Genomic DNA, 18,475 nt, shown 5'->3' with positions numbered 1-18,475 from the left:
CTCACCACGGTCACCACAGTGCCCGGCACCCGGTTCCCACCCGAAAGCGAGCGACGATGAGCTTGGCGCAGCGACTCAAGGACTCACTCCCCGACGATGTGAAGCGCAGAGTCAGAGAGAGCCGACACGGGGGTAGCAACGACCTGGGCGGTGCCCTCCTGTCGCTCGACAGGGACATCCGCGTGATCTTCGATGTCGGGGCCAACGTCGGCAACGTATCGTTGCACTTCCTGCGCTGGTTCCCGGCGGCCATCGTCCACGGCTTCGAACCCGCAACCCAGATGTACGCCGAGATGAACCAGCGCATCAGCGAAGCGGGCTTCTCGGACAGGTTCAGGCCTCACCAGATCGGCTTCTTCGACCAAGAGACGGATGCCGAGCTCAACCTTGCATCACACCATGGGGCGAACTCCCTCATCGGAATCAGCGATGCATATCACACAGCCAATCCGCACATAAGTCTCGGCGCCACCGAATCTGTGTCGCTCGTGCGCATGGACGATTTCGTTCGCTCGGAGGGCATCGATCACATCGACTTGGTCAAGATCGACGTCGAGGGTGTGGAGGATCAGGTGCTCGCGGGAGGTGCCGACACCCTCTCGACGATCGTGGACGCGGTCATCATGGAGATGTCATTCGTCCGGCATGATCGCAACGAGGGGTCGTACCTGAATCTGTTCACGCAGATGCACGAGCTCGGTTTCGCACCCGCCTACATCTTCGAGGTCGAACAGAGTGATCCCGATGTGCGCTGGCGCCTTAACCAACTCGACTGCCTATTCAGGAAGTACTAGCGCGCGTCACTGCTAAGCAGCCATCGGGAGTCGGCGAATATCCCGTTGGGGCCGTTGCACCATACAAACTCGTACTCCTGTGCCTGCATGAAGGCCACGACCTCTGCCCCGCGCCACGCCACCTCCACCAAGACGAGCCGGGGGCGGTAGACACTCCAGTCGTTGCTGCCGAGCACCTGCAGGTCGAGACCCTCGGTGTCGACGGAGAGAAGATCGATAATCCTGTTGCCGAGATGCTCACCAAGGATCTTGGCGAGCGGCTCGACACGGACCGGCAGCTCTTCGACCACGCGCGACCCAGGATGCTCGAGGTTGTCTCTGGAAGCTCCCTCGTCGAACGTGGACAGCGTCGGCGGATCCATCCGGTAGAACGTCATCTCCCCTGACTCCGATGCAATCCCGAGATTGAGGTTGATATCCTCCGGCCGCATCCGTCCTAGGGCCGTCCACAACTCAGTGTTCGGCTCCACGCTGATGCCACGCCATCCACGACGATAGAAGCGCATGGTGTTGCTCAGCAGCTCAGGATCGTTGGCTCCGACGTCGACGTAGACTCCCTCTGCTGGCGAGCCGAGAATCGCGTCGACCACAAGGTCCTCGCCGTACTGGCTGAAGGACCCGATGGCATCGCCTGTGAAGGGTGCCAGCGCGACATCGTCTGCGCTGACGATCACCCGCTTCGCTAGGTCCCAGATGAATGGTGGCGTAATCCTGTTGACCAGACGCAGAAGGCGCACGCCCTACTCCTCGCTCGCTGAGGCCGCGCCTCGATGCCTCATGCGACGAAGCATCGATGCTGCAACCGATCGGTAAAGCTCCCAATCCGTGCGCGACGGTACGAGCATCTCGCGCACGCTGATTCCTGTAGCTCGCGGCAAGAGCCACGCATAGCCGATGAGCGCGACGCTGTACGAGAGTGTCGAACCCACAGCGGCACCGGCGGGGCCCATGATCGGGATCAGCCACAGGTAGAGCGCCGCACTGAGGGCCATCATCACTGCGGAGAGCGCGGATGTGACAGCCGGTCGCCCGAGCTGACCAGCGAAGAAGTGAATGTAGGGCTGGCACATTGCGTAGGCCACGACGCCGGGGAGCAACAGTGCGAGGTACGTGGTCGCGCTGGCGAACTGGGAACCGTAGATCAGCGGCACGAGTGGAATCGCGATGAGAGCGAGTGCCACCGCCGCAAGTCCGTTGAGCACGAGTAGCGCGCGGCCGGTCAGGGTCGTGATCCGGAGTGCGTCCTCACGGTCTGAGCCGGTGATCTGGCTGTAGATTGCACTGGAGACCGGGTTGCTCAGTAGCCACAGCTTCTCGGCGAGGTTGGTTGCCACGCTGTACACGCCAACCGCGGCAGGGCCAGCAAAGTAGTTGAGAAAGAACACGTCTGCGCGAAGAAAGAACATCGTGGTCGCTTGTCCCACATACGACTTGGCCGCGTATGGGATGGCCTCCTTGGTCACAGCTGCAATCCTGCGGGGCGAAAGGGTCAAGGATGCACGATAGGCAACCAGGCCGTACAGCGCGGCGAGCAGGCTCGCAACGCCGAGAGCGAGCACCATAGCGGTCGCATTGCGAGTGTAGAAGACCGAGGCCCCTACTACCGCAATGAAGTTCAGAGTCGCTGAAACCGCCTGCAGACCTGCGAACTCCACGGCCCTGTCGTGTCCGATAAACAATGCCCCCAGAAACGCGCTGAGGTAGAACGCAGGCAGTGAAGCCAGGACGACGATGAGTTCGAATGAGCCCAAGCCCTTGAGTACGGACGATAGCAGCACGCCCCGGCACAGCCAGACCAACACGCCCAGCGCAAGTCCCAGCAGGAGCGACCAAGCAATCGCGCTGGAAGCGAGATCACGCGCAGGGTAGCGGTCCTTGCCCGACATATAGGCAAGCGAGGGGCCCAGCCCAAAAGATGCGACTCCCAACGCGAGCGCAGGAATCGCACTCACGATTGCCAAAACGCCCTTGCCCTCGGGGCCGAGCAACCTGGCTACGATGATGGTGGAGAGCAGCCCTATGGCCAACATGTAGACTTGACCAACGAAGCCAAGAGCCGACTTGCGCGCAATGCTCACAGGTCACTCCCGTGCGAGAGAACTTCCACGCGAAAGGCTCCTTGAGGGTGTACGGCGTCTACTGTGCGTCGCACCTCGCGACGACTGGTCTGCAACTATATCATCGGCAACCTTCACTACCCGTTGTTCACCGGAAGAGGCACCGTAATGCCGAACCACACTGAGGACCTCGTCGTCTTCGACATAGACGGCGAACCGTTCCTCAAGAATCGCGTGTTCAATATCGAACTGATGCGGCAGTATCCCGGCGCCGACGCGATCGCGGTGCTTGCCCAACAGCTGCGCGCTTCGGGCATCGCGATGATGACTGCCGATGTGTACCTGGCCGAGAAGCCTGCCGCACGAAAGACGGTCGTGTTGGGGCACGAGACCAGCCGATTTACGCATGCTCTGCTCTTCGAGAACAACCTCACGGGAGCAGCCTGCTTCAGCGGCGAGTCACCGATAATCTCCTGGCGCTTTTACCGCAGCCTGCCCGAGGTCTCCTCCTGGTATGAGCACCTGTACCTGTTCCCCGGGGCCAGGGATCTGGCTACCGGCACGGGATCGTTCCACGACCACTACTGGCCGTATCCGGACCTCACTCCCGCCGGGGCTGGAGAGGGAAGACCTCGCGGATTCCTTGCGATGGTCAGTGCGAACAAGCGCGCCTTCGGCTGGCCTAAGCCGGCGTTCGATCTGTCACAGCCCAAGCCATCGGCCGGCAGATGGTTCCGCGCGCTCGAGGCGCGTTCCGCACGTGCGAAGAACAGCTGGATGCAAAGCGAGCTTTACGTTGAGCGACTTGCAGCCATCCGCCACTTCGGCGCCGCGACCGACTTCGACCTGCTCGGACGCGGGTGGGATCAACCGGTTTCAGGTGCCGACTCTGCGACACGTGAGTCGATTCGTCGGAGCTACCGCGGCGAGGTGTCGGCGCTTGGGAAGGTCGAGAAGTTGTCGGAGTACCGCTTCTCGCTGTGCCTCGAGAACACCGCGTTCCCCGGCTACGTCACCGAGAAGATCTTCGACTGCTTCGCCGCGGGGACCGTACCGATCTACCTCGGCGCACCGGATATCGAGGACTACATCCCGAAGGGTTCGTTCATCGACCTTCGTCAGTTCAGCGACTACCTGTCACTTGAACAGCACCTTCGGAGCATGACCGACGACGAGGCAGCAGAGAGGCTGAGCGCGGCGCGAACGTTCGTCGAGTCCAATACGGCCGCCCGCTACACGCAAGCACACTTTGTCGATCGCATGAGCGAGACCCTGATCGCTGCGCTACGCCATTAACGCCAGCGATTCGTCGGCAGACCGGCCAAGACCCCGCCCTACAGCCCGACCTTCTCCCGAACCACGTAATTTGGGCGCTCTTTGACCTCTTCGTAGATGAGCCCGATGTACTCAGCGACCACGCCGAGCATCGTGAAGAGGAACCCGAACATAAGCAGCATGACGCCCATGATCGTGCCGAACCCGGCAAAGGGCACTCCGTGGAATACGGCGCGGTAGACGATGTAGAAGAGAAACGCGAACGCGAACGCCGACACCGCAAGGCCCATGTACGTGATCGTTCTCAGAGGAAGGTACGAGTAGGACAGGATCCCCTTGATCGCGAGCGCGATCACAGAGGCGGTGTTGGCCTTCGACTCGCCCGCGAATCTCGGCGGCCTGTCGTGTGGGATTCCTTTCGAACGGAAACCGGCCCAGTAGAACATCCCGCGCATGAATCGATTGTGCTCGTGCATAGAGTTGATGGTGGCGTAGACGCGCCTGTCCACAAGGCGGAAGTCGGACACGTTCCGCGGGAAGAGGCCGCCCGTCATCGCATTGATGAGCCAGTAAAAGGTGTTTGAGTTGAATCGCCTCAGCGCCCCGGTCCCCTGACGCTTCGTCACGATCTGATAGACGTTCTCGAAACCCTGCTCCCACGCCTCAATGAACTCGGGGATGAGCTCCGGGGGATCCTGCAGATCCGCGCACATGATCACGCACGCGTCACCGGCGGCATGCGCAAGTCCCGCCGTGACCGCACCGTCGGGCCCGAAGTTGCGCGAAAGCTGGACGATCTTGAAGCGGGCGTCGGCCTGACGCGTCGCCATCAGCAGATCGTAGGTCGAATCCGATGACCCGTTCTCGACCGCGATGACCTCGAAGTCATACGCGCTGTTCTCGGCGAATACTGCTTGCAGCCGTCGGGTCAGCTCGGCCACGTTCTCCGCTTCGTTGAAGACGGGCGTGACGATCGAGATGAGCTTGCGCGAAGCCCCGTCACTCATGCCAGGCCATCTCTGTTCGGTCCGAGCAGCGCATCGATCTCCTCGGTAAGCGTCTGGAGCGAAGTGCGGCTCGGCGCATAGCCGAGGGACGCAGCGCGCTCGTTAGTCGAGTAGTAGTTTGGCTTGAGGCCGGTCGCACCCGCGACAGACGGCTCACCGAGCACATCGTACTTCAGCCCATACTCCCGAGCGAACCGCTCAAGCGCATCGAACTTGCTGACCGGCGCTGCGCTGTAGACGTCGAACACGTCGTTGTGGGGCGCCGCATCCAGCGCGGCGACGACGAGGGCCGCTAGGTCGGCCGGTGACACGTAGTCCCGCACGATGTTCTCCGGGCCGACTTGAACCACCTCTCCGGATGCGATCGCGCGATAGACGTCGCACATGAAGTAGCCGGCCGAGAGGTCTGCGTAGCGCGAGAAGAGCCCGAACAGCCGTAGGTCGACTATCGCCAGCTCGCTCGCGGCGCGGTGTCGAGCCTCCGCCTGCCGCTTCGAGAGTCCGTAGTACTCGGTCTCGCTGTCACCGTCTGATGATGCGGGTGTCCGGGTCGTCCGGGATGCGGGCTCCGAGAAGTCGCCTCCGTACGCCGCTCCGCTACTGAAGGCCACGTAGCGTGTCTCCGGGTTCGCCTCGATGTAGTCGAGCGCGATTCGATCGAAGTACTCGGTGAGCTCAATCACCGCCTTGCCCGCCGCAGCCACCGCCGCCGGTGAGCCGACCCCTAGGCAGTTGACCACGGCGTCAAACTCCTCGGCCGGAAACTCCTCGAGGGCCAGCGCACTTCCCTCAGAGCCGAGGGGGTGGGAGTCCAGGAGGCGACTGACGCGGGCGCTGTCCCGACCGACTCCGACGACTTCGAACCCGTCCCTACCGAGCAGCTCAGCCATCAAGCACTTCCCGACGTGCCCGGTCGCGCCCAGTATCGCTATCCTTCGCGGGACGCCCATCACGAATCAGCCGAGGGCGGCGGGTCCATCTCGTACACGGGGCTACCGAACGAGACTTTCGGACGCACGCAGCTGTCGGTAGTCAGTTCGACCTCGAGCAGACCACATGCGGCGGGGTCGTCCATCAGCCACACAAGTGCTGCACCCACGTCGCTTGGCCGCTCCACCTTGCGCGCGGGAATGCCGAACGCCTCTGAGACCGCCACGAAATCAGGCGCCCCATACCCCCACACCGTCGACTGATAGCGAGAGTCGAACAGCTCGTCTTGGAACTGGCGAACCATCCCAAGGCAGCGGTTGTTCATCACGATAATCTTGAGCGGCAGCCCGAGACGGGCAACCGTCTCAAGCTCCTGGATGTTTACCTGCAGTCCGCCGTCCCCGGCAATGGCGACAACCGGCGCGCCGGGGCGAGCCAGCGCCGCCCCAATGGCGGAGGGAAGGGAGAATCCCATCGCCCCCATGCCGCCGGACGTCAGGAATCGCTGGCCTTCTCGGAGGCGCAGCGACTGTGCAGCCCACATCTGGTTCTGCCCGACATCAGCGACGTAGGCAGACACCGTTTCGCCGTGCGCCGACAGCTCATGCATGAACGTCGCCGGGTTGATTCCGTCGCCTTGCGCAAGCTCGCCCGAGTCCGGCCAGCTTTCGCGGTACGAGTCGATGCGATCACGCCACTCCGAGCGATCAGTCTGCGCAGCGCCGACGACCCCTTCAAGCGCGAGTCGGGCGAACACATCGATGTCTGCGCGCACGTCGATATCGGCCGGCACCCTCCACCGTGACTGAGCACCGTCCACGTCGACGCGAAGCAACTTCTTGCCGGCCCTGAACGATTCGACGTCTGCACCGGTCTGGCGCACGTCGAGTCGAGCGCCGAGCAGAAGAAGGCAGTCGGCATCGCGCATGGCGAGGTTCGCCCATCGGTTGCCGTATGTGCCGATCATCCCGACGTGCAGGGGGTGTGCAAACGGCAACACGTCCACGCCCATGAGCGACGAAGCGACGGGGATGTCGAGCGCCTCAGCGAGTGCGCGCACCGCATCCGTCGCACCCGCGGCTCGCACACCACCACCGGCAAGAATCAGCGGTCGCTGTGACGACGCAAGCGCTTCAAGTACCTCCGGGAGCCCAAGCGCCGCCCCAGCGGCGGGCGACACGACGCGCGATGGAACGGCGTCCACGTCCTCGCGCTGCACGTTCATCGGGATATCGACGAGCACCGGGCCGGGCCTACCCTCGAGCGCAAGCCGGAAGGCGGCAGCCAGCATGCCCGGCAACTCGATCGCGGAAGCAACTTGCCAGGCAGCCTTGGTCAGCGGCGTCGCGACCGCGACGATGTCAGTCTCCTGGAAGCCCGCCTGGCGGACACCGCTGTCGCCTCGCAGTTCGTGCGTGTTGACCTGACCGGTGATGAACACCGCGGGCACCGAATCGAAGAAGCAGCTGCCGATGCCCGTGATGAGGTTCGTCGCACCAGGACCGCTGGTCGCCATCGCCACGCCCGGGACTCCGGTCATGCGCGCGCCGGCCTCAGCCGCGAACGCGGCGGCCTGCTCGTGATGCACGCTCACGACACGGATGTCATCGCGAGCACCCAGCGAATCGAGCATGTGCGTGATCATGCCGCCCGTCATCTCGTAGACGGTCGTCACGCCCTGCTCGGCGAGGAACGCAGCGATGTAGTCGCTGGCCTTCACGCTAGCCGCGAACCGCCGACGTGAGCGTGCTCGCCATGTGCGCGAGCATCTCCTCGGTCATCCCCGGATACACGCCGATCCAGAACGCGTCGCGCATGATGCGGTCGGTGTTCGTGAGTTCGCCGACGACGCGGTAGCCCTCGCCGGACTCGCGCATGCGGTCGAACACCGGCTGGCGCACGATGTTGCCCGCGAAGAGCATGCGGGTCTGCACCTTGGCCGCCTCCATCGCCGCGACGAGCGCGTCGCGCGTCACCCCCGTACCCTCGCGCAGCGTCATCAGGTAGCCGAACCAGCTGGGATCGGCGCCCTCGGTCGCCTCAGGCATGATCAGCACATCCTCGAGCGGACGCAGGGCCTCGCGCAGGTACGCGTAGTTCGCGCGGCGCCGTGCGGTGAACTCGGGGAGCTTCTCGAGCTGTGCAACACCGATGGCGGCCTGTATGTCGGTCGCCTTGAGGTTGTAGCCGAACTCCGAGTAGACGTACTTGTGGTCATAGCCGAGCGGCAACGTCCCGAACTGCTGCGTGAACCGCTTGCCGCACGCGTTGTCCTTGCCCGATGGGCAGACGCAGTCGCGCCCCCAGTCGCGCATCGAGAGCATGATCTCGGCGAGCGTGTCGTCGTTGGTGTAGACCGCGCCGCCCTCGCCCATCGTCATGTGGTGCGGCGGGTAGAAGCTTGACGTGCCGATATCCCCGAAGGTCCCGAGCTTGCGCCCGCGATACTCCCCGCCGAGCGCGTCGCAGTTGTCCTCGATGAGCCACAGGCCGTTGGCGTCGCAGAAGGCGCGCACCGCGTCCACGTCGAACGGGTTACCCAGCGTGTGCGCGAGCATCACGGCCTTACTGCGGGATGACAGAGCCGCCTCGAGCTGCGCCACGTCGACGTTGTAGGTGCCCAACGTCACGTCGACGAACACCGGCACGGCGCCGTACTGCACGATCGGCGCGACCGTCGTGGGGAAGCCTGCCGCGACGGTGATGACCTCGTCGCCGGGTCGGATCGCGCGCTGCCCGAGGCGGTCGCTCGTGAGCGCAGCGAGCGCAAGCAGATTCGCGCTCGAGCCCGAGTTCACCAGTAGTGCGTGCTTCACGCCGAGATACGCACCCAGGCCGCGCTCGAACTGGGCCGAATAGCGGCCGTAGGTCAGCCAGAAGTCGAGCGACGAGTCCACGAGGTTGACGAGCTCACGGTCGTCGAACACGCGGCTCGCGTAGGCGACCCGAGAAGACCCGGGCACGAACTCGGGCTGCTCGGCGAAGGCCGCGGCGTGATACTCGCGCACCTTCTCGAGGATCTCCTCACGCAGGCGCTTCGCTTCGTCGGCGGAACCGCTCACACGTCCTCCTGTCGAGCCCACACCGCGTCGGCGGCACGAGCCAAAGTGATGTAGTCGTTCAGGTCATCGCTCGTCGCCGCCACAGCATCAGCGGAATCGGCGTGCCAGCGTCCGTACCAGCGCGCGGTGCGCTCAAGTGTGGATTCGACGTCCCACAGCGGTGCCCACGAGAGCCGCTCGCGAGCCTTGCTGATGTCGAGCCGAAGTAACGTCGCCTCGTGCGGTGGCTGAAGTGACGTATCGGGCGAGCCCCACTGCCCCGAGCCCCACGCCGCGATCACACCGTCCACGAGCTGCGCCACCTCGACGCCGTTCTCGTCGGCGGGACCGAAGTTCCAACCCTCCGCGAACCGATCGCCATCGGACTCCCAGAGTCGCTGCCCGAGAAGCAGATAGCCAGAGAGCGGCTCGAGCACGTGCTGCCACGGACGTACCGCGCCCGGGTTTCGCACAAACACGGTCTCACCAGCGGTCAGTGCGCGGATGCAGTCCGGCACGATGCGGTCGACCGCCCAGTCGCCGCCGCCGATGACGTTGCCTGCACGAGCGCTCGCGACGCGAACGCCGGATCCGGAGTCGAAGAACGAACGACGGTACGCCGCAGTCACGAGCTCTGAACACCCCTTCGAGGCGCTGTACGGGTCGAAGCCGCCCATGGCGTCGTCCTCGCGATACGCACGCTCCCACTCTCGGTTCTCGTAGCACTTATCGCTCGTGACGTTGAGCACCACGCGAACGGACTCACAGGGTCGGATCGCCTCAAACAGGTTGACCGTGCCCATGACATTCGCGGCGAACGTCTCGGCGGGCTGTTCATAGGAAAGGCGCACGAGTGGCTGGGCGGCCATGTGGATGACGATCTCCGGCCGGGCACCCGCCACGGCGCTCGCAAGCGTTTCGGCGTCACGAACGTCACCGATGACGTGTCGCGCAAGACGCGCCTCGATACCCGCGAGCACGAAGAGCGACGGGTTGGTGGGAGGCTCAAGTGCGAAGCCAGTGACTTCAGCGCCCATCTCGGTGAGCCAGTACGCAAGCCACGAACCCTTGAAGCCGGTGTGCCCGGTGAGGAAGACCCTGCGACCCCGAAACACCCCGCCGAACAGCTCGCCGGATGTCACTCGGGTCACCAGACCTTCCAAGGGGCTTGTCCCGAATCCCACAGACGCTCAAGCATGCGCTTGTCACGAAGCGTGTCCATCGGCTGCCAGAAGCCACGGTGCTTGTACGCGCCGAGTTGACCGTCGTCAGCGAGTGACTCGAGCGGCTCGGCCTCGAGAATGGTTGCGTCATCGGCGAGTCGGGAGAATACGCTCGGCTCCAGAACGAAGAAGCCGCCGTTGATCCAGTCGCCATCCCCCAAAGGCTTCTCCCGGAAGCAGCGTACTGCAGCGCCCTCTTCGTCGAGCTGAAGCGCCCCGAATCGGCCAGAAGGCTGGACCGCTGTAAGTGTCGCTTCCAAGCCTGCCGCGCGGTGATGTGCCACCAGCGAAGCGATGTCGACATCCGCGACGCCATCACCGTAGGTCAGCAGAAACGTCTCACCGTCGACGTAGGGAGCGATGCGCTTCACCCGGCCGCCGGTCATCGTCTCGGCACCGGTATCGACCACTGTGACACGCCACGGCTCGTTCGCGTCCTGGTGTACTTCGGTCTCGTGGGAGCGCATGTCGAACGTCACGTCGCAGTTGTGCAGCCAGTAGTTGTGGAAGTACTCCTTGATCTGGTAGCCCTTGTAGCCGGCACAGATCACGAAGTCGTTGAAGCCGTAGTGGCTGTAGGTCTTCATGATGTGCCAGAGAATCGGCTTATCGCCGATCTCGGTCATGGGCTTGGGGCGAGTCGCGGTCTCCTCGGAGATTCGCGTCCCGAGCCCGCCTGCAAGAATGACGACCTTCACGGAACCATCCCTCACAACGGAGCCATCCAGCGTGGGCTGAGTATATCAGCGGGCGTTGTTGCAGCGTGGCTACTTGCTGTCGCGCGCCCAGTCGTCCTCGAGCCGGACGATGTCGTCCTCGCCGAGGTAGTCGCCCACCTGGACTTCGATGACCTTGAGCGGGCCCGGCCCGCGGTTTTCGATGCGGTGTACCTCGCCCAGCGCGATGAAGATGCTCTGGTTGGTCGGCACCTCGATGAGCTCGGTGCCGCGAGTGACCCACGCGGTGCCCTCGACAACGATCCAGTGCTCGGAGCGATGGGCGTGGCTCTGCAGGCTCGGGCGGCCGCCCACCTTCACCTCGAGCAGCTTGATCTGATAGCCGGGCCCCTTGAGCAGGCTGCTCCACGCACCCCACGGGCGCAGGCTCACCTTGGGTTGCGTGAGCTCGGGCGTATCGAGTGCGCGCAGCGCGTCGACGACCATGCGCACGTCTTGCGCGCGCTCGCGCGGTAGGACGAGCGTGGCGTCGGTCGTGTCCACGACGATGAGGTCGTCGATCCCGAGCGTGGCCACCAGCCGGTCGGTCGAGTAGATGACCGAGTTGGTGGTGTCGATGTCGACGCCACGACCCACGCGGACGTTGCCGTTCGCGTCGGGGTCGGCAATGCACTCGAGGGCGCACAGCGAGCCCACGTCGCTCCAGGTCAGCTGTGCAGGAATCACGGCGACTCGATCGGAACGCTCCATGACCGCAACGTCGATCGAGATCGGCTCGATGGTTGCGAAGCGCTCGCGGGCCTCGTCGCCGTTGCGCTCAGACTCTGGCTGCTCGGCGATCCAGCGACATACATCGGCGATGTGCGCGATGGCGCCGCCGGCCGCATCGAGCTCTTCGAGTACGCGCGCGGCGCGCATGACGAAGATGCCCGCGTTCCAGTAGTAGTTGCCGCTCTCGACCAGGCTGACGGCCTGCTCAGCGTCGGGCTTCTCAACGAACTCGATGACGCGGTGAGGCGTGACCGAACCAACCGAGTAGTCCGTGAGATCCTCGCCGGCGCGGATGTAGCCGTAGCCGGCTTCGGGCCGCGTCGGCTCGATGCCGATGGTCACGAGGTACCCGTCCTCGGCGACCTTGAGCGCCGCCTGCATGCAGTCCTCCCACACGTGACCGCCCTCGAGCAGATGGTCGCTGGGAAGCACTGCCATGATCGCGTCGGGGTTCTCGGCGGCGAAGATGGCGGCCGCAAGTGCGATAGCCGGAGCGGTGTTCTTGGGAAGCGGTTCCTGGATGTAGCGCACCTTGTGCAGCTCAGGATCGTCTTGCGCGGTGAGGTGGTTGCGCAGCTCGTCGAAGAGGCGCTCATTGGTCGCGATCGAGACCGCCGAGCCACTCTCAGCGAAGGGAAGCACGCGATGAACCGCGGCCGCGATGAGCGACTCGGTGCCGAACATCGACAGCAGCTGCTTGGGGTTGAGCTCTCGCGAGAGGGGCCAGAAGCGCTGGCCACTGCCGCCGGCAAGGATCGTCGCTCGAAGATTCGGTGTGGTCACAGTTCAGTCCCTTTCACACGACAGCGCGGCGCTCACGCCTGCGCGGACAGCCGTTCCAAGTCAGCATCGACCATCATTTCGACGAGACGCTCGAAAGTCACCTTCGGCGTCCAACCGAGTTCATCGCGAGCCTTGGTAGGATCGCCGTACAAGACGTTGACGTCGACCGGGCGGAAGAACTCCGGGTCGACGACGACAAACTGCTCGTAGTCCAGACCGAGATGCGAGAATGCGGCGTCGCAGAACTCTCGCACGGTGTGAGTCACGCCCGACGCCACAACGTAGTCCCCCGGCTCATCTTGCTGAAGCATCAACCACATCGCCTCGACGTAGTCGCCCGCGAAGCCCCAGTCACGACGCGCGTCGAGGTTCCCCAGCCGCAGTTCGGTCGCGAGTCCGAGCTTGCAGCGAACCGCGCCATCGGTGATCTTGCGGGTCACGAACTGGGACGGGCGCATGGGCGACTCGTGGTTGAACATGATCCCGTTGCTCGCATGCATCCCGTACGAGTCACGGTAGCTGCCGACGATGTGAAACGCGTACGTCTTGGACGCAGCATACGGAGAGCGCGGGTGCAGCGGCGTGGTCTCTCGCTGCGGCATCTCGGCGGCGTTGCCGAACATCTCGGCGGATGCGGCCTGGAAGAAGCGGGCCTCCGGTGCCAGCGTACGAAGCGCCTCAAGCATGCGCAGGACACCCACGGCGTTGACCTCGGTGGTGGCGATCGCGGAGTCGAAGGAGTCCCCAACCGAGGACTGCGCGGCGAAGTTGTAGACCTCGTCGGGCTGCGACTCCTCGACGGCGGTGAGAAGCGAACCCATGTCCGTGAGGTCCGCATCGATCGCCTTGAGGCGCCCGTCGAATCGCTCAGCACGCTCGTAGAAGTCACCCGGATACGGCCCGACCACGCCGAACACCTCGTAGCCCTTCCCGAGCAGCAGGTCGCTCAGGTAGGAGCCGTCCTGGCCGGCGACGCCGGTGATGAGTGCGCGCTTAGGCATGAGTAGCCGCCCGCGCTAGCGGGTGCGACGCTCCATGTCGGCGTCGACCATCATCTCGACGAGTCCCTGGAAGCTGACGGTGGGCTCCCACCCGAGGTTGGCCTTCGCCTTCGCAGGGTCACCGAGCAGCAGCTCGACCTCGGCCGGGCGTACGAAGCGCGGGTCGATGACGACGTGCTCTTCCCAATCGAGCCCGACCCGGTTGAATGCGATCTCGCAGAATTCGCGCACTGTGTGGGTCTCGCCGGTGGCGGCCACGTAGTCGTTGGGCGTGTCCTGCTGGAGCATGCGCCACATCATCTCGACGTAGTCGCCGGCAAAGCCCCAGTCGCGCTTGGAGTCGAGGTTGCCCAGGCGCAGTTCCTTCTTCGTGCCGAGCTTGATCTGCGCCACGTGGTCGGTGATCTTGCGCGTCACGAACTCAAGCCCGCGGCGCGGCGACTCGTGGTTGAACAGGATGCCGTTGCTCGCGTGCATCCCGTAGGACTCACGGTAGTTCAGCGTGATGAAGAAGCCGTAGACCTTACCCACACCATACGGGCTGCGCGGGTGGAAGGGCGTGGTCTCGGACTGCGGGATCTCATGCACCTTGCCATACATCTCCGAGGTGGCGGCCTGATAGAAGCGCGCCTCGGGCTTCACGCGGCGAATCGCCTCGAGCATGCGCGTGACGCCAAGGCCGTCGACGTCGCCGGTCGACACGGGCACGGTCCACGAGTCGCCCACGAAGCTCTGAGCTGCGAGGTTGTAGACTTCATCGGCCTTCGAGGCTTCCATCGCGTCGAGCAACGAGGTCTGATCGGTCATCTCGCCGACGAGCAGCGTGACCTTGTCGAGGATGTGGTCGATGCGCTCGGTCGAGGGAGTGGCGGCACGCCTGACGAGGCCGTAGACGTCGTAGCCCTTCTCGAGCAGCAGTTCGGCGAGATACGAACCGTCCTGCCCGGTGATTCCCGTGATGAGCGCGCTCTTCGACATGGTGCCGTCCAATCGGATTGGTCGCGGATTTCGCAGGGGTAATCTTAGCAGAGCGACGTGGTCAGCCGAGCAGCCCGCGCAAGGCGTCGCGCAGTGGCTCGCCGTACTCGGGACGCTTGAGTGCGAGGGCCACGTTGGCCTCCAGCCACGCGAGAACGTTACCTGTGTCATGGCCCTCGGCGGGGTCGAGCACTACCGCGTACAGCTCTTCGCGCTCGAGCAACTTCACGAGTGCGTCGGTAAGCTGAATCTCCCCGCCCTTGCCCGGCGGCGTTGACGCGAGAATCTCCATGACCGCGGGCGTGAGCAGGTAGCGTCCGAAGATGCGCAGGTTGCTCGGCTCTTCACCCGGCGCCGGCTTCTCGACGAGCTCTGTGACGCGCCACACGCCTTCCTCGATCTCTGCGCCGCCGATAACGCCGTAGCGTGAGACCTGGTCGGCGGGTGCTGCAACCACCGCAATGACGCTCGCACCGGTCTGGTCGTGTATCGCCTTCATGCGCGGAAGGATGCTGCAGCTGGGAACGAGCTCATCGCCGAGCATCACGAAGAACGGCTCGCCGTCGGTGAAAGGTGCGCCGCACAGCACCGCATGCCCCAAACCGCGAGGCTGCTTCTGGCGAACGTAGAAGACCTCGGCGAGATCGGCGATCGAACGAACCGCGGCGAGCTCTGCCGTCTTGCCGGTCTCCTCGAGCAGCGATTCGAGCTCGACGGAGCGGTCGAAGTGGTCCTCCAGCGCGCGCTTGCCGCGACCGGTGACGATGAGGATGTCACTCGCTCCGCCGCACACGGCCTCCTCGACCACGTACTGGATGACCGGCTTGTCGACGACCGGAAGCATCTCCTTGGGCTGCGACTTGGTAAGCGGCAGGAACCGCGTGCCCATGCCTGCTGCGGGGATGATCGCCTTCATCGGCTAGTCCGCCATCTTCGCAAGCACGTCCCCGGCCGCCGAGACGAACGCGTCGATCTCTGCATCCGTGTGCGACAGGCCGACGAAGCACGCCTCGAACTGGCTCGGCGCGATCGTGAAGCCAGCCTCGAGCATGCCGCGGAAGTACTGGCCGTACGCGGCTGTATCGCTCGTCGCGGCGGTCTTCCAGTCGACCACATCCTCGCTGGTGAAGAACATCGTCGACATCGAGCCGACGCGGTTGCAGCAGGTCACCATGCCGGCGTTCTGTGCAGCCTTGCACAGCCCGCCAGCGAGCTTGGCGCCGAGGTGGTCGAGGCGCTCGTAAACGCCCGGCTTGGACAGCTCGCCGATGAGTGCGAGACCGGCCACCATGGCGATGGGGTTGCCCGAAAGCGTGCCCGCCTGGTAGACGGGGCCGACCGGGGCAAGCGACTTCATGATCTCGGCCTTGCCGCCGAACGCGCCGACCGGGAAGCCGCCGCCGATGATCTTGCCGAGGGTGGTGAGATCCGGCTTGACGCCGTACAGCTGCTGCGCACCGCCGAGTGCGACGCGGAAACCGCTGATGACCTCGTCGAAGATGAGCACAGTACCGTGCTCATCACACGCGTCGCGTAGACCCTGCAGGAAGCCCGGCTGCGGAGCGACGACGCCCATGTTGCCCGCGATCGGCTCGACGATAATCGCCGCGACCTGATCCTTGTTAGCCGCGAGACACTCGCGAACCGCGTCGATGTCGTTGTAGGGAAGCACGATCGTATCGGCGGCCGCGCCCTTGGTGACGCCGGGCGTCGACGGGATGCCGAGCGTGACGAGACCGGAGCCCGCGGCCACGAGCAGCGCGTCGGAGTGGCCGTGGTAGTTGCCATCGAACTTGATGAACTTCTCGCGTCCCGTGTAGCCACGAGCGAGGCGGATAGCGCTCATCGTCGCCTCGGTGCCGCTCGACACCATGCGCACCATCTCGATGGACGGCACGATCTCGACGAGCTTCTCGGCCATCTCGACTTCGATCATCGTGGGGGCGCCGTAGCTGGTGCCCTTGTCGAGCTGCGTGCGAACCGCCTCGTGCACGACGTCGGGCGCATGGCCCAGGATCATCGGGCCCCAGCTCGCCACGAAGTCGATGTACTCGTTGCCGTCGGCGTCCCAAACGCGCGAACCCTTGGCGCGCTCGTAGAAGACCGGGTCGGTGCCGACACTCTTGAAGGCGCGGACCGGCGAGTTCACGCCGCCCGGAATGACGTTTTGTGCGATCGCGAAGAACTCGGATGACTTTGTATGCTGCATGGGTCTGTGAACCTCTTTCGCGTGGTGGGAATCGGTGCCGCGCGGGGCTCCCTGAAGGTCATGCGGAGTATATCAGTCGGCTGGTCCCGAGCGCGGCGCTCGGCGACGGCAGGCCGCGAGAACGAACGCGGGGCGAGCCACATCGGCCCGCCCCGCATGATTGCTTATGTCGGCAGAATCGACCTAGTTGTCGCCGACCACCGAGACGCCCATGTCGGCCGCGGCCTCCTCGAGCGAGCAGGCGCCCTTCCACGCAGGCGGCTCGTACGCGCAGTACGGCTCCTCCTCCATGTAGTCCCCGGTCGCCTCGAGTGCGCGCGCGCGGCACCCGCCGCACACGGCCTTGAACTCACACGCGCCGCACTTGCCTTTGAGGAGCGAATAGTCGCGCAGGTCGTTGAAGACCTTGCTCTCGGTCCATATCTCCGAGAACGGCTTCTCCTTGACGTTGCCGAGCTGCATGTCGAAGTAGCCGCACGGCTGGATGTCACCAATGTGGCTCACGAAGCAGAACGTGATGCCGCCGAGACACCCGCGCGTCATCGCATCCAGACCGTACTCCTCGCGCGTCACCTTCTTGCCTTCGGCTTTGGCGAGCTGACGGATGATGCGGTAGTAGTGCGGCGCATCGGTGGGCTTGAAGTGCAGCGGGCTGGTCTTCTGACGGTGATACGCCCAGGTGAGGACCTTCTCGTACTCCTCCGGCGGAAGCTCCTCGGCAAGGATCTCCGAGCCGCGACCCGTGGGGACGAGCATGAAGATGTGGAACGCATCGACGTTGAGCGACTCGGCGAGGTCGTGGATCTCCTCGATGAGGTGCGCGTTACGGGTGGTGACGGTGGTGTTGATCTGCACACCGACGCCGTGCGCCTTGGCCATCTTGATGCCCGCGATGGTCGCATCGAAGCAACCGGGCTGCGCGCGGAACTCGTCGTGGCCCTCGGCGGTCGGGAAGTCGACCGACACGCTGATGCGCGGGATCTTGTGGTCCGCCATCTTCTGCGCGATGTCCTCGGTGATGAGGGTCGCGTTGGTGCCGATGACCGGCATCGCGCCCTTCTCGTGGGCGTAGTCGACGATCTCCCAGATGTCGGGGCGCATGAGCGGCTCGCCGCCGGTGAGGATGATGATCGGGTTGGAGATGGTGACGATGTTGTCGATCGTCGCCTTGATCTCATCGAGCGACAGCTCGCCGTGGTAGTGGCCGAACTCAGCAGCAGCGCGGCAGTGCACGCAACTGAGGTTGCACGAGCGGGTGATCTCCCACGCGATGATGCGCGGCGCCTTGATGCCGGTGCGCTCCTGATAGGCGATCGCCTCAGGCCCGCCACCGGGACGGAAGCCCACGCTGCGCGCGCCGCCGTGACGCTGACGATCGCCGGGGCCGCCCGGGATTCCCGCGGGGTGGCCTCCTGGCCCGCCGGGGATACCTGCGGGATGGCCACCCGGGTGACCGGACCGAGCGTGCGAAGCCAGCGAGGGTAGGTCCCCCGGGTGGCCTGCACCCATCGGAATACCCACGGCAGCCTGGCCGCACCCGGCCTCGGCCTCCGCCATCTCCTGCTCGTTGATCGTGCCCTCGTCCTCGCCGAACTCCTCTTCGAGCTCGAGGTCCGGACGGGCCGATGAATCTCCGACGTTCTGGCTCACAAGCACACTCCTCTATGAAACGTCCGCTGTGGGCGGAAGGTACAAGCCGACAGATTATCCCCTACTTCAGTCTCAGGGT

Annotated in this window: 16 protein-coding genes; 2 read left to right on the top strand and 14 right to left on the bottom strand. The window is 64.5% G+C overall.

Translation table 11 applies throughout. The features are described 5' to 3' along the window. The first annotated feature begins 56 nt into the window (after positions 1-56). Entirely contained in the window at positions 57-794 is a 738-nt protein-coding gene (locus tag HGB10_02905; GenBank protein NTU70756.1) for an FkbM family methyltransferase, read from the top strand. Here HGB10_02905 and HGB10_02900 read toward each other — a convergent pair. Together HGB10_02900 and HGB10_02895 are read right to left on the bottom strand one after the other, a co-directional pair. Then, on the bottom strand, positions 791-1,531 hold the full coding sequence (locus HGB10_02900; GenBank protein NTU70755.1) for an FkbM family methyltransferase: 741 nt from the start codon (positions 1,529-1,531) through the stop codon (positions 791-793). The two genes, HGB10_02905 and HGB10_02900, sit on opposite strands and share 4 nt — an antisense overlap. 3 nt (positions 1,532-1,534) lie before the next feature. After that, entirely contained in the window at positions 1,535-2,872 is a 1,338-nt protein-coding gene (locus HGB10_02895) for an oligosaccharide flippase family protein (protein ID NTU70754.1), read from the bottom strand. Positions 2,873-3,019: 147 nt separating this feature from the next. Here HGB10_02895 and HGB10_02890 point away from each other — a divergent pair, with 147 nt between their 5' ends. Next, a complete protein-coding gene (locus HGB10_02890) occupies positions 3,020-4,147 on the top strand; it encodes a hypothetical protein (protein ID NTU70753.1) in 1,128 nt (375 codons plus the stop codon). 38 nt (positions 4,148-4,185) lie between these two features. On the opposite strand, the gene HGB10_02885 is transcribed toward HGB10_02890, so the two are convergent. The 12 genes from HGB10_02885 to HGB10_02830 all read right to left on the bottom strand — a co-directional run bounded on the left by HGB10_02885 (position 4,186) and on the right by HGB10_02830 (position 18,255). Continuing rightward, complete coding sequence (locus HGB10_02885; GenBank protein ID NTU70752.1) at positions 4,186-5,133, bottom strand: glycosyltransferase family 2 protein; 948 nt, start codon at positions 5,131-5,133, stop codon at positions 4,186-4,188. Beyond that, positions 5,130-6,026 (bottom strand): NAD-dependent epimerase/dehydratase family protein, encoded by an 897-nt coding sequence (locus HGB10_02880; protein ID NTU70751.1) that lies wholly within the window; start codon positions 6,024-6,026, stop codon positions 5,130-5,132. The genes HGB10_02885 and HGB10_02880 overlap by 4 nt, the downstream gene beginning before the upstream one ends. Positions 6,027-6,082: 56 nt before the next feature. After that, positions 6,083-7,783, bottom strand: a complete 1,701-nt coding sequence (locus HGB10_02875; GenBank protein ID NTU70750.1) for a thiamine pyrophosphate-binding protein — start codon at positions 7,781-7,783, stop codon at positions 6,083-6,085. Position 7,784: 1 nt separating this feature from the next. Then, entirely contained in the window at positions 7,785-9,125 is a 1,341-nt protein-coding gene (gene rfbH / locus HGB10_02870; GenBank protein NTU70749.1) for a lipopolysaccharide biosynthesis protein RfbH, read from the bottom strand. Next, positions 9,122-10,288 (bottom strand): CDP-glucose 4,6-dehydratase, encoded by a 1,167-nt coding sequence (gene rfbG, locus HGB10_02865; protein NTU70748.1) that lies wholly within the window; start codon positions 10,286-10,288, stop codon positions 9,122-9,124. Before rfbG ends, rfbH begins: the two co-directional genes overlap by 4 nt. After that, the gene (gene rfbF / locus HGB10_02860; GenBank protein ID NTU70747.1) at positions 10,252-11,025 is read right to left on the bottom strand and encodes a glucose-1-phosphate cytidylyltransferase; all 774 of its coding nucleotides are present in this window, start codon (positions 11,023-11,025) and stop codon (positions 10,252-10,254) included. Before rfbF ends, rfbG begins: the two co-directional genes overlap by 37 nt. 69 nt (positions 11,026-11,094) lie before the next feature. Further along, positions 11,095-12,558, bottom strand: a complete 1,464-nt coding sequence (locus tag HGB10_02855) for a mannose-1-phosphate guanylyltransferase/mannose-6-phosphate isomerase (GenBank protein NTU70746.1) — start codon at positions 12,556-12,558, stop codon at positions 11,095-11,097. Between the two features lie 32 nt (positions 12,559-12,590). Next, positions 12,591-13,559 (bottom strand): GDP-mannose 4,6-dehydratase, encoded by a 969-nt coding sequence (locus HGB10_02850; GenBank protein NTU70745.1) that lies wholly within the window; start codon positions 13,557-13,559, stop codon positions 12,591-12,593. Positions 13,560-13,574: 15 nt separating this feature from the next. Next, positions 13,575-14,537 (bottom strand): GDP-mannose 4,6-dehydratase, encoded by a 963-nt coding sequence (gmd, locus tag HGB10_02845; GenBank protein NTU70744.1) that lies wholly within the window; start codon positions 14,535-14,537, stop codon positions 13,575-13,577. A 61-nt stretch (positions 14,538-14,598) separates the two neighbouring features. Then, entirely contained in the window at positions 14,599-15,453 is an 855-nt protein-coding gene (locus HGB10_02840) for a UTP--glucose-1-phosphate uridylyltransferase (GenBank protein ID NTU70743.1), read from the bottom strand. Positions 15,454-15,456: 3 nt separating this feature from the next. Next, positions 15,457-16,746 carry a glutamate-1-semialdehyde 2,1-aminomutase gene (hemL, locus tag HGB10_02835; protein ID NTU70742.1) on the bottom strand — a complete coding sequence of 430 codons (1,290 nt, stop codon included), beginning with the start codon at positions 16,744-16,746 and terminating at the stop codon, positions 15,457-15,459. A 183-nt stretch (positions 16,747-16,929) separates the two neighbouring features. Next, the gene (locus HGB10_02830; GenBank protein NTU70741.1) at positions 16,930-18,255 is read right to left on the bottom strand and encodes a radical SAM protein; all 1,326 of its coding nucleotides are present in this window, start codon (positions 18,253-18,255) and stop codon (positions 16,930-16,932) included. Positions 18,256-18,475: the final 220 nt, after the last annotated feature.

Source organism: Coriobacteriia bacterium (assembly GCA_013334745.1).
Taxonomy (GTDB): domain Bacteria; phylum Actinomycetota; class Coriobacteriia; order Anaerosomatales; family JAAXUF01; genus JAAXWY01.
The sequence above is the reverse complement of the archived record's forward strand: the minus strand, read 5'-3'. Positions and strand labels throughout refer to the sequence as shown.

Excerpts from the sequence above, each read along its gene's own strand:
- HGB10_02905 (NTU70756.1), top strand. The coding sequence starts at position 57 with ATGAGCTTGGCGCAGCGACTCAAGGACTCACTCCCCGACGATGTGAAG.
- HGB10_02890 (NTU70753.1), top strand. The coding sequence starts at position 3,020 with ATGCCGAACCACACTGAGGACCTCGTCGTCTTCGACATAGACGGCGAA.
- HGB10_02885 (NTU70752.1), bottom strand. The coding sequence starts at position 5,133 with ATGAGTGACGGGGCTTCGCGCAAGCTCATCTCGATCGTCACGCCCGTC.
- HGB10_02850 (NTU70745.1), bottom strand. The coding sequence starts at position 13,559 with ATGCCTAAGCGCGCACTCATCACCGGCGTCGCCGGCCAGGACGGCTCC.
- gmd (NTU70744.1), bottom strand. The coding sequence starts at position 14,537 with ATGTCGAAGAGCGCGCTCATCACGGGAATCACCGGGCAGGACGGTTCG.
- HGB10_02840 (NTU70743.1), bottom strand. The coding sequence starts at position 15,453 with ATGAAGGCGATCATCCCCGCAGCAGGCATGGGCACGCGGTTCCTGCCG.
- hemL (NTU70742.1), bottom strand. The coding sequence starts at position 16,746 with ATGCAGCATACAAAGTCATCCGAGTTCTTCGCGATCGCACAAAACGTC.
- HGB10_02830 (NTU70741.1), bottom strand. The coding sequence starts at position 18,255 with ATGGGTGCAGGCCACCCGGGGGACCTACCCTCGCTGGCTTCGCACGCT.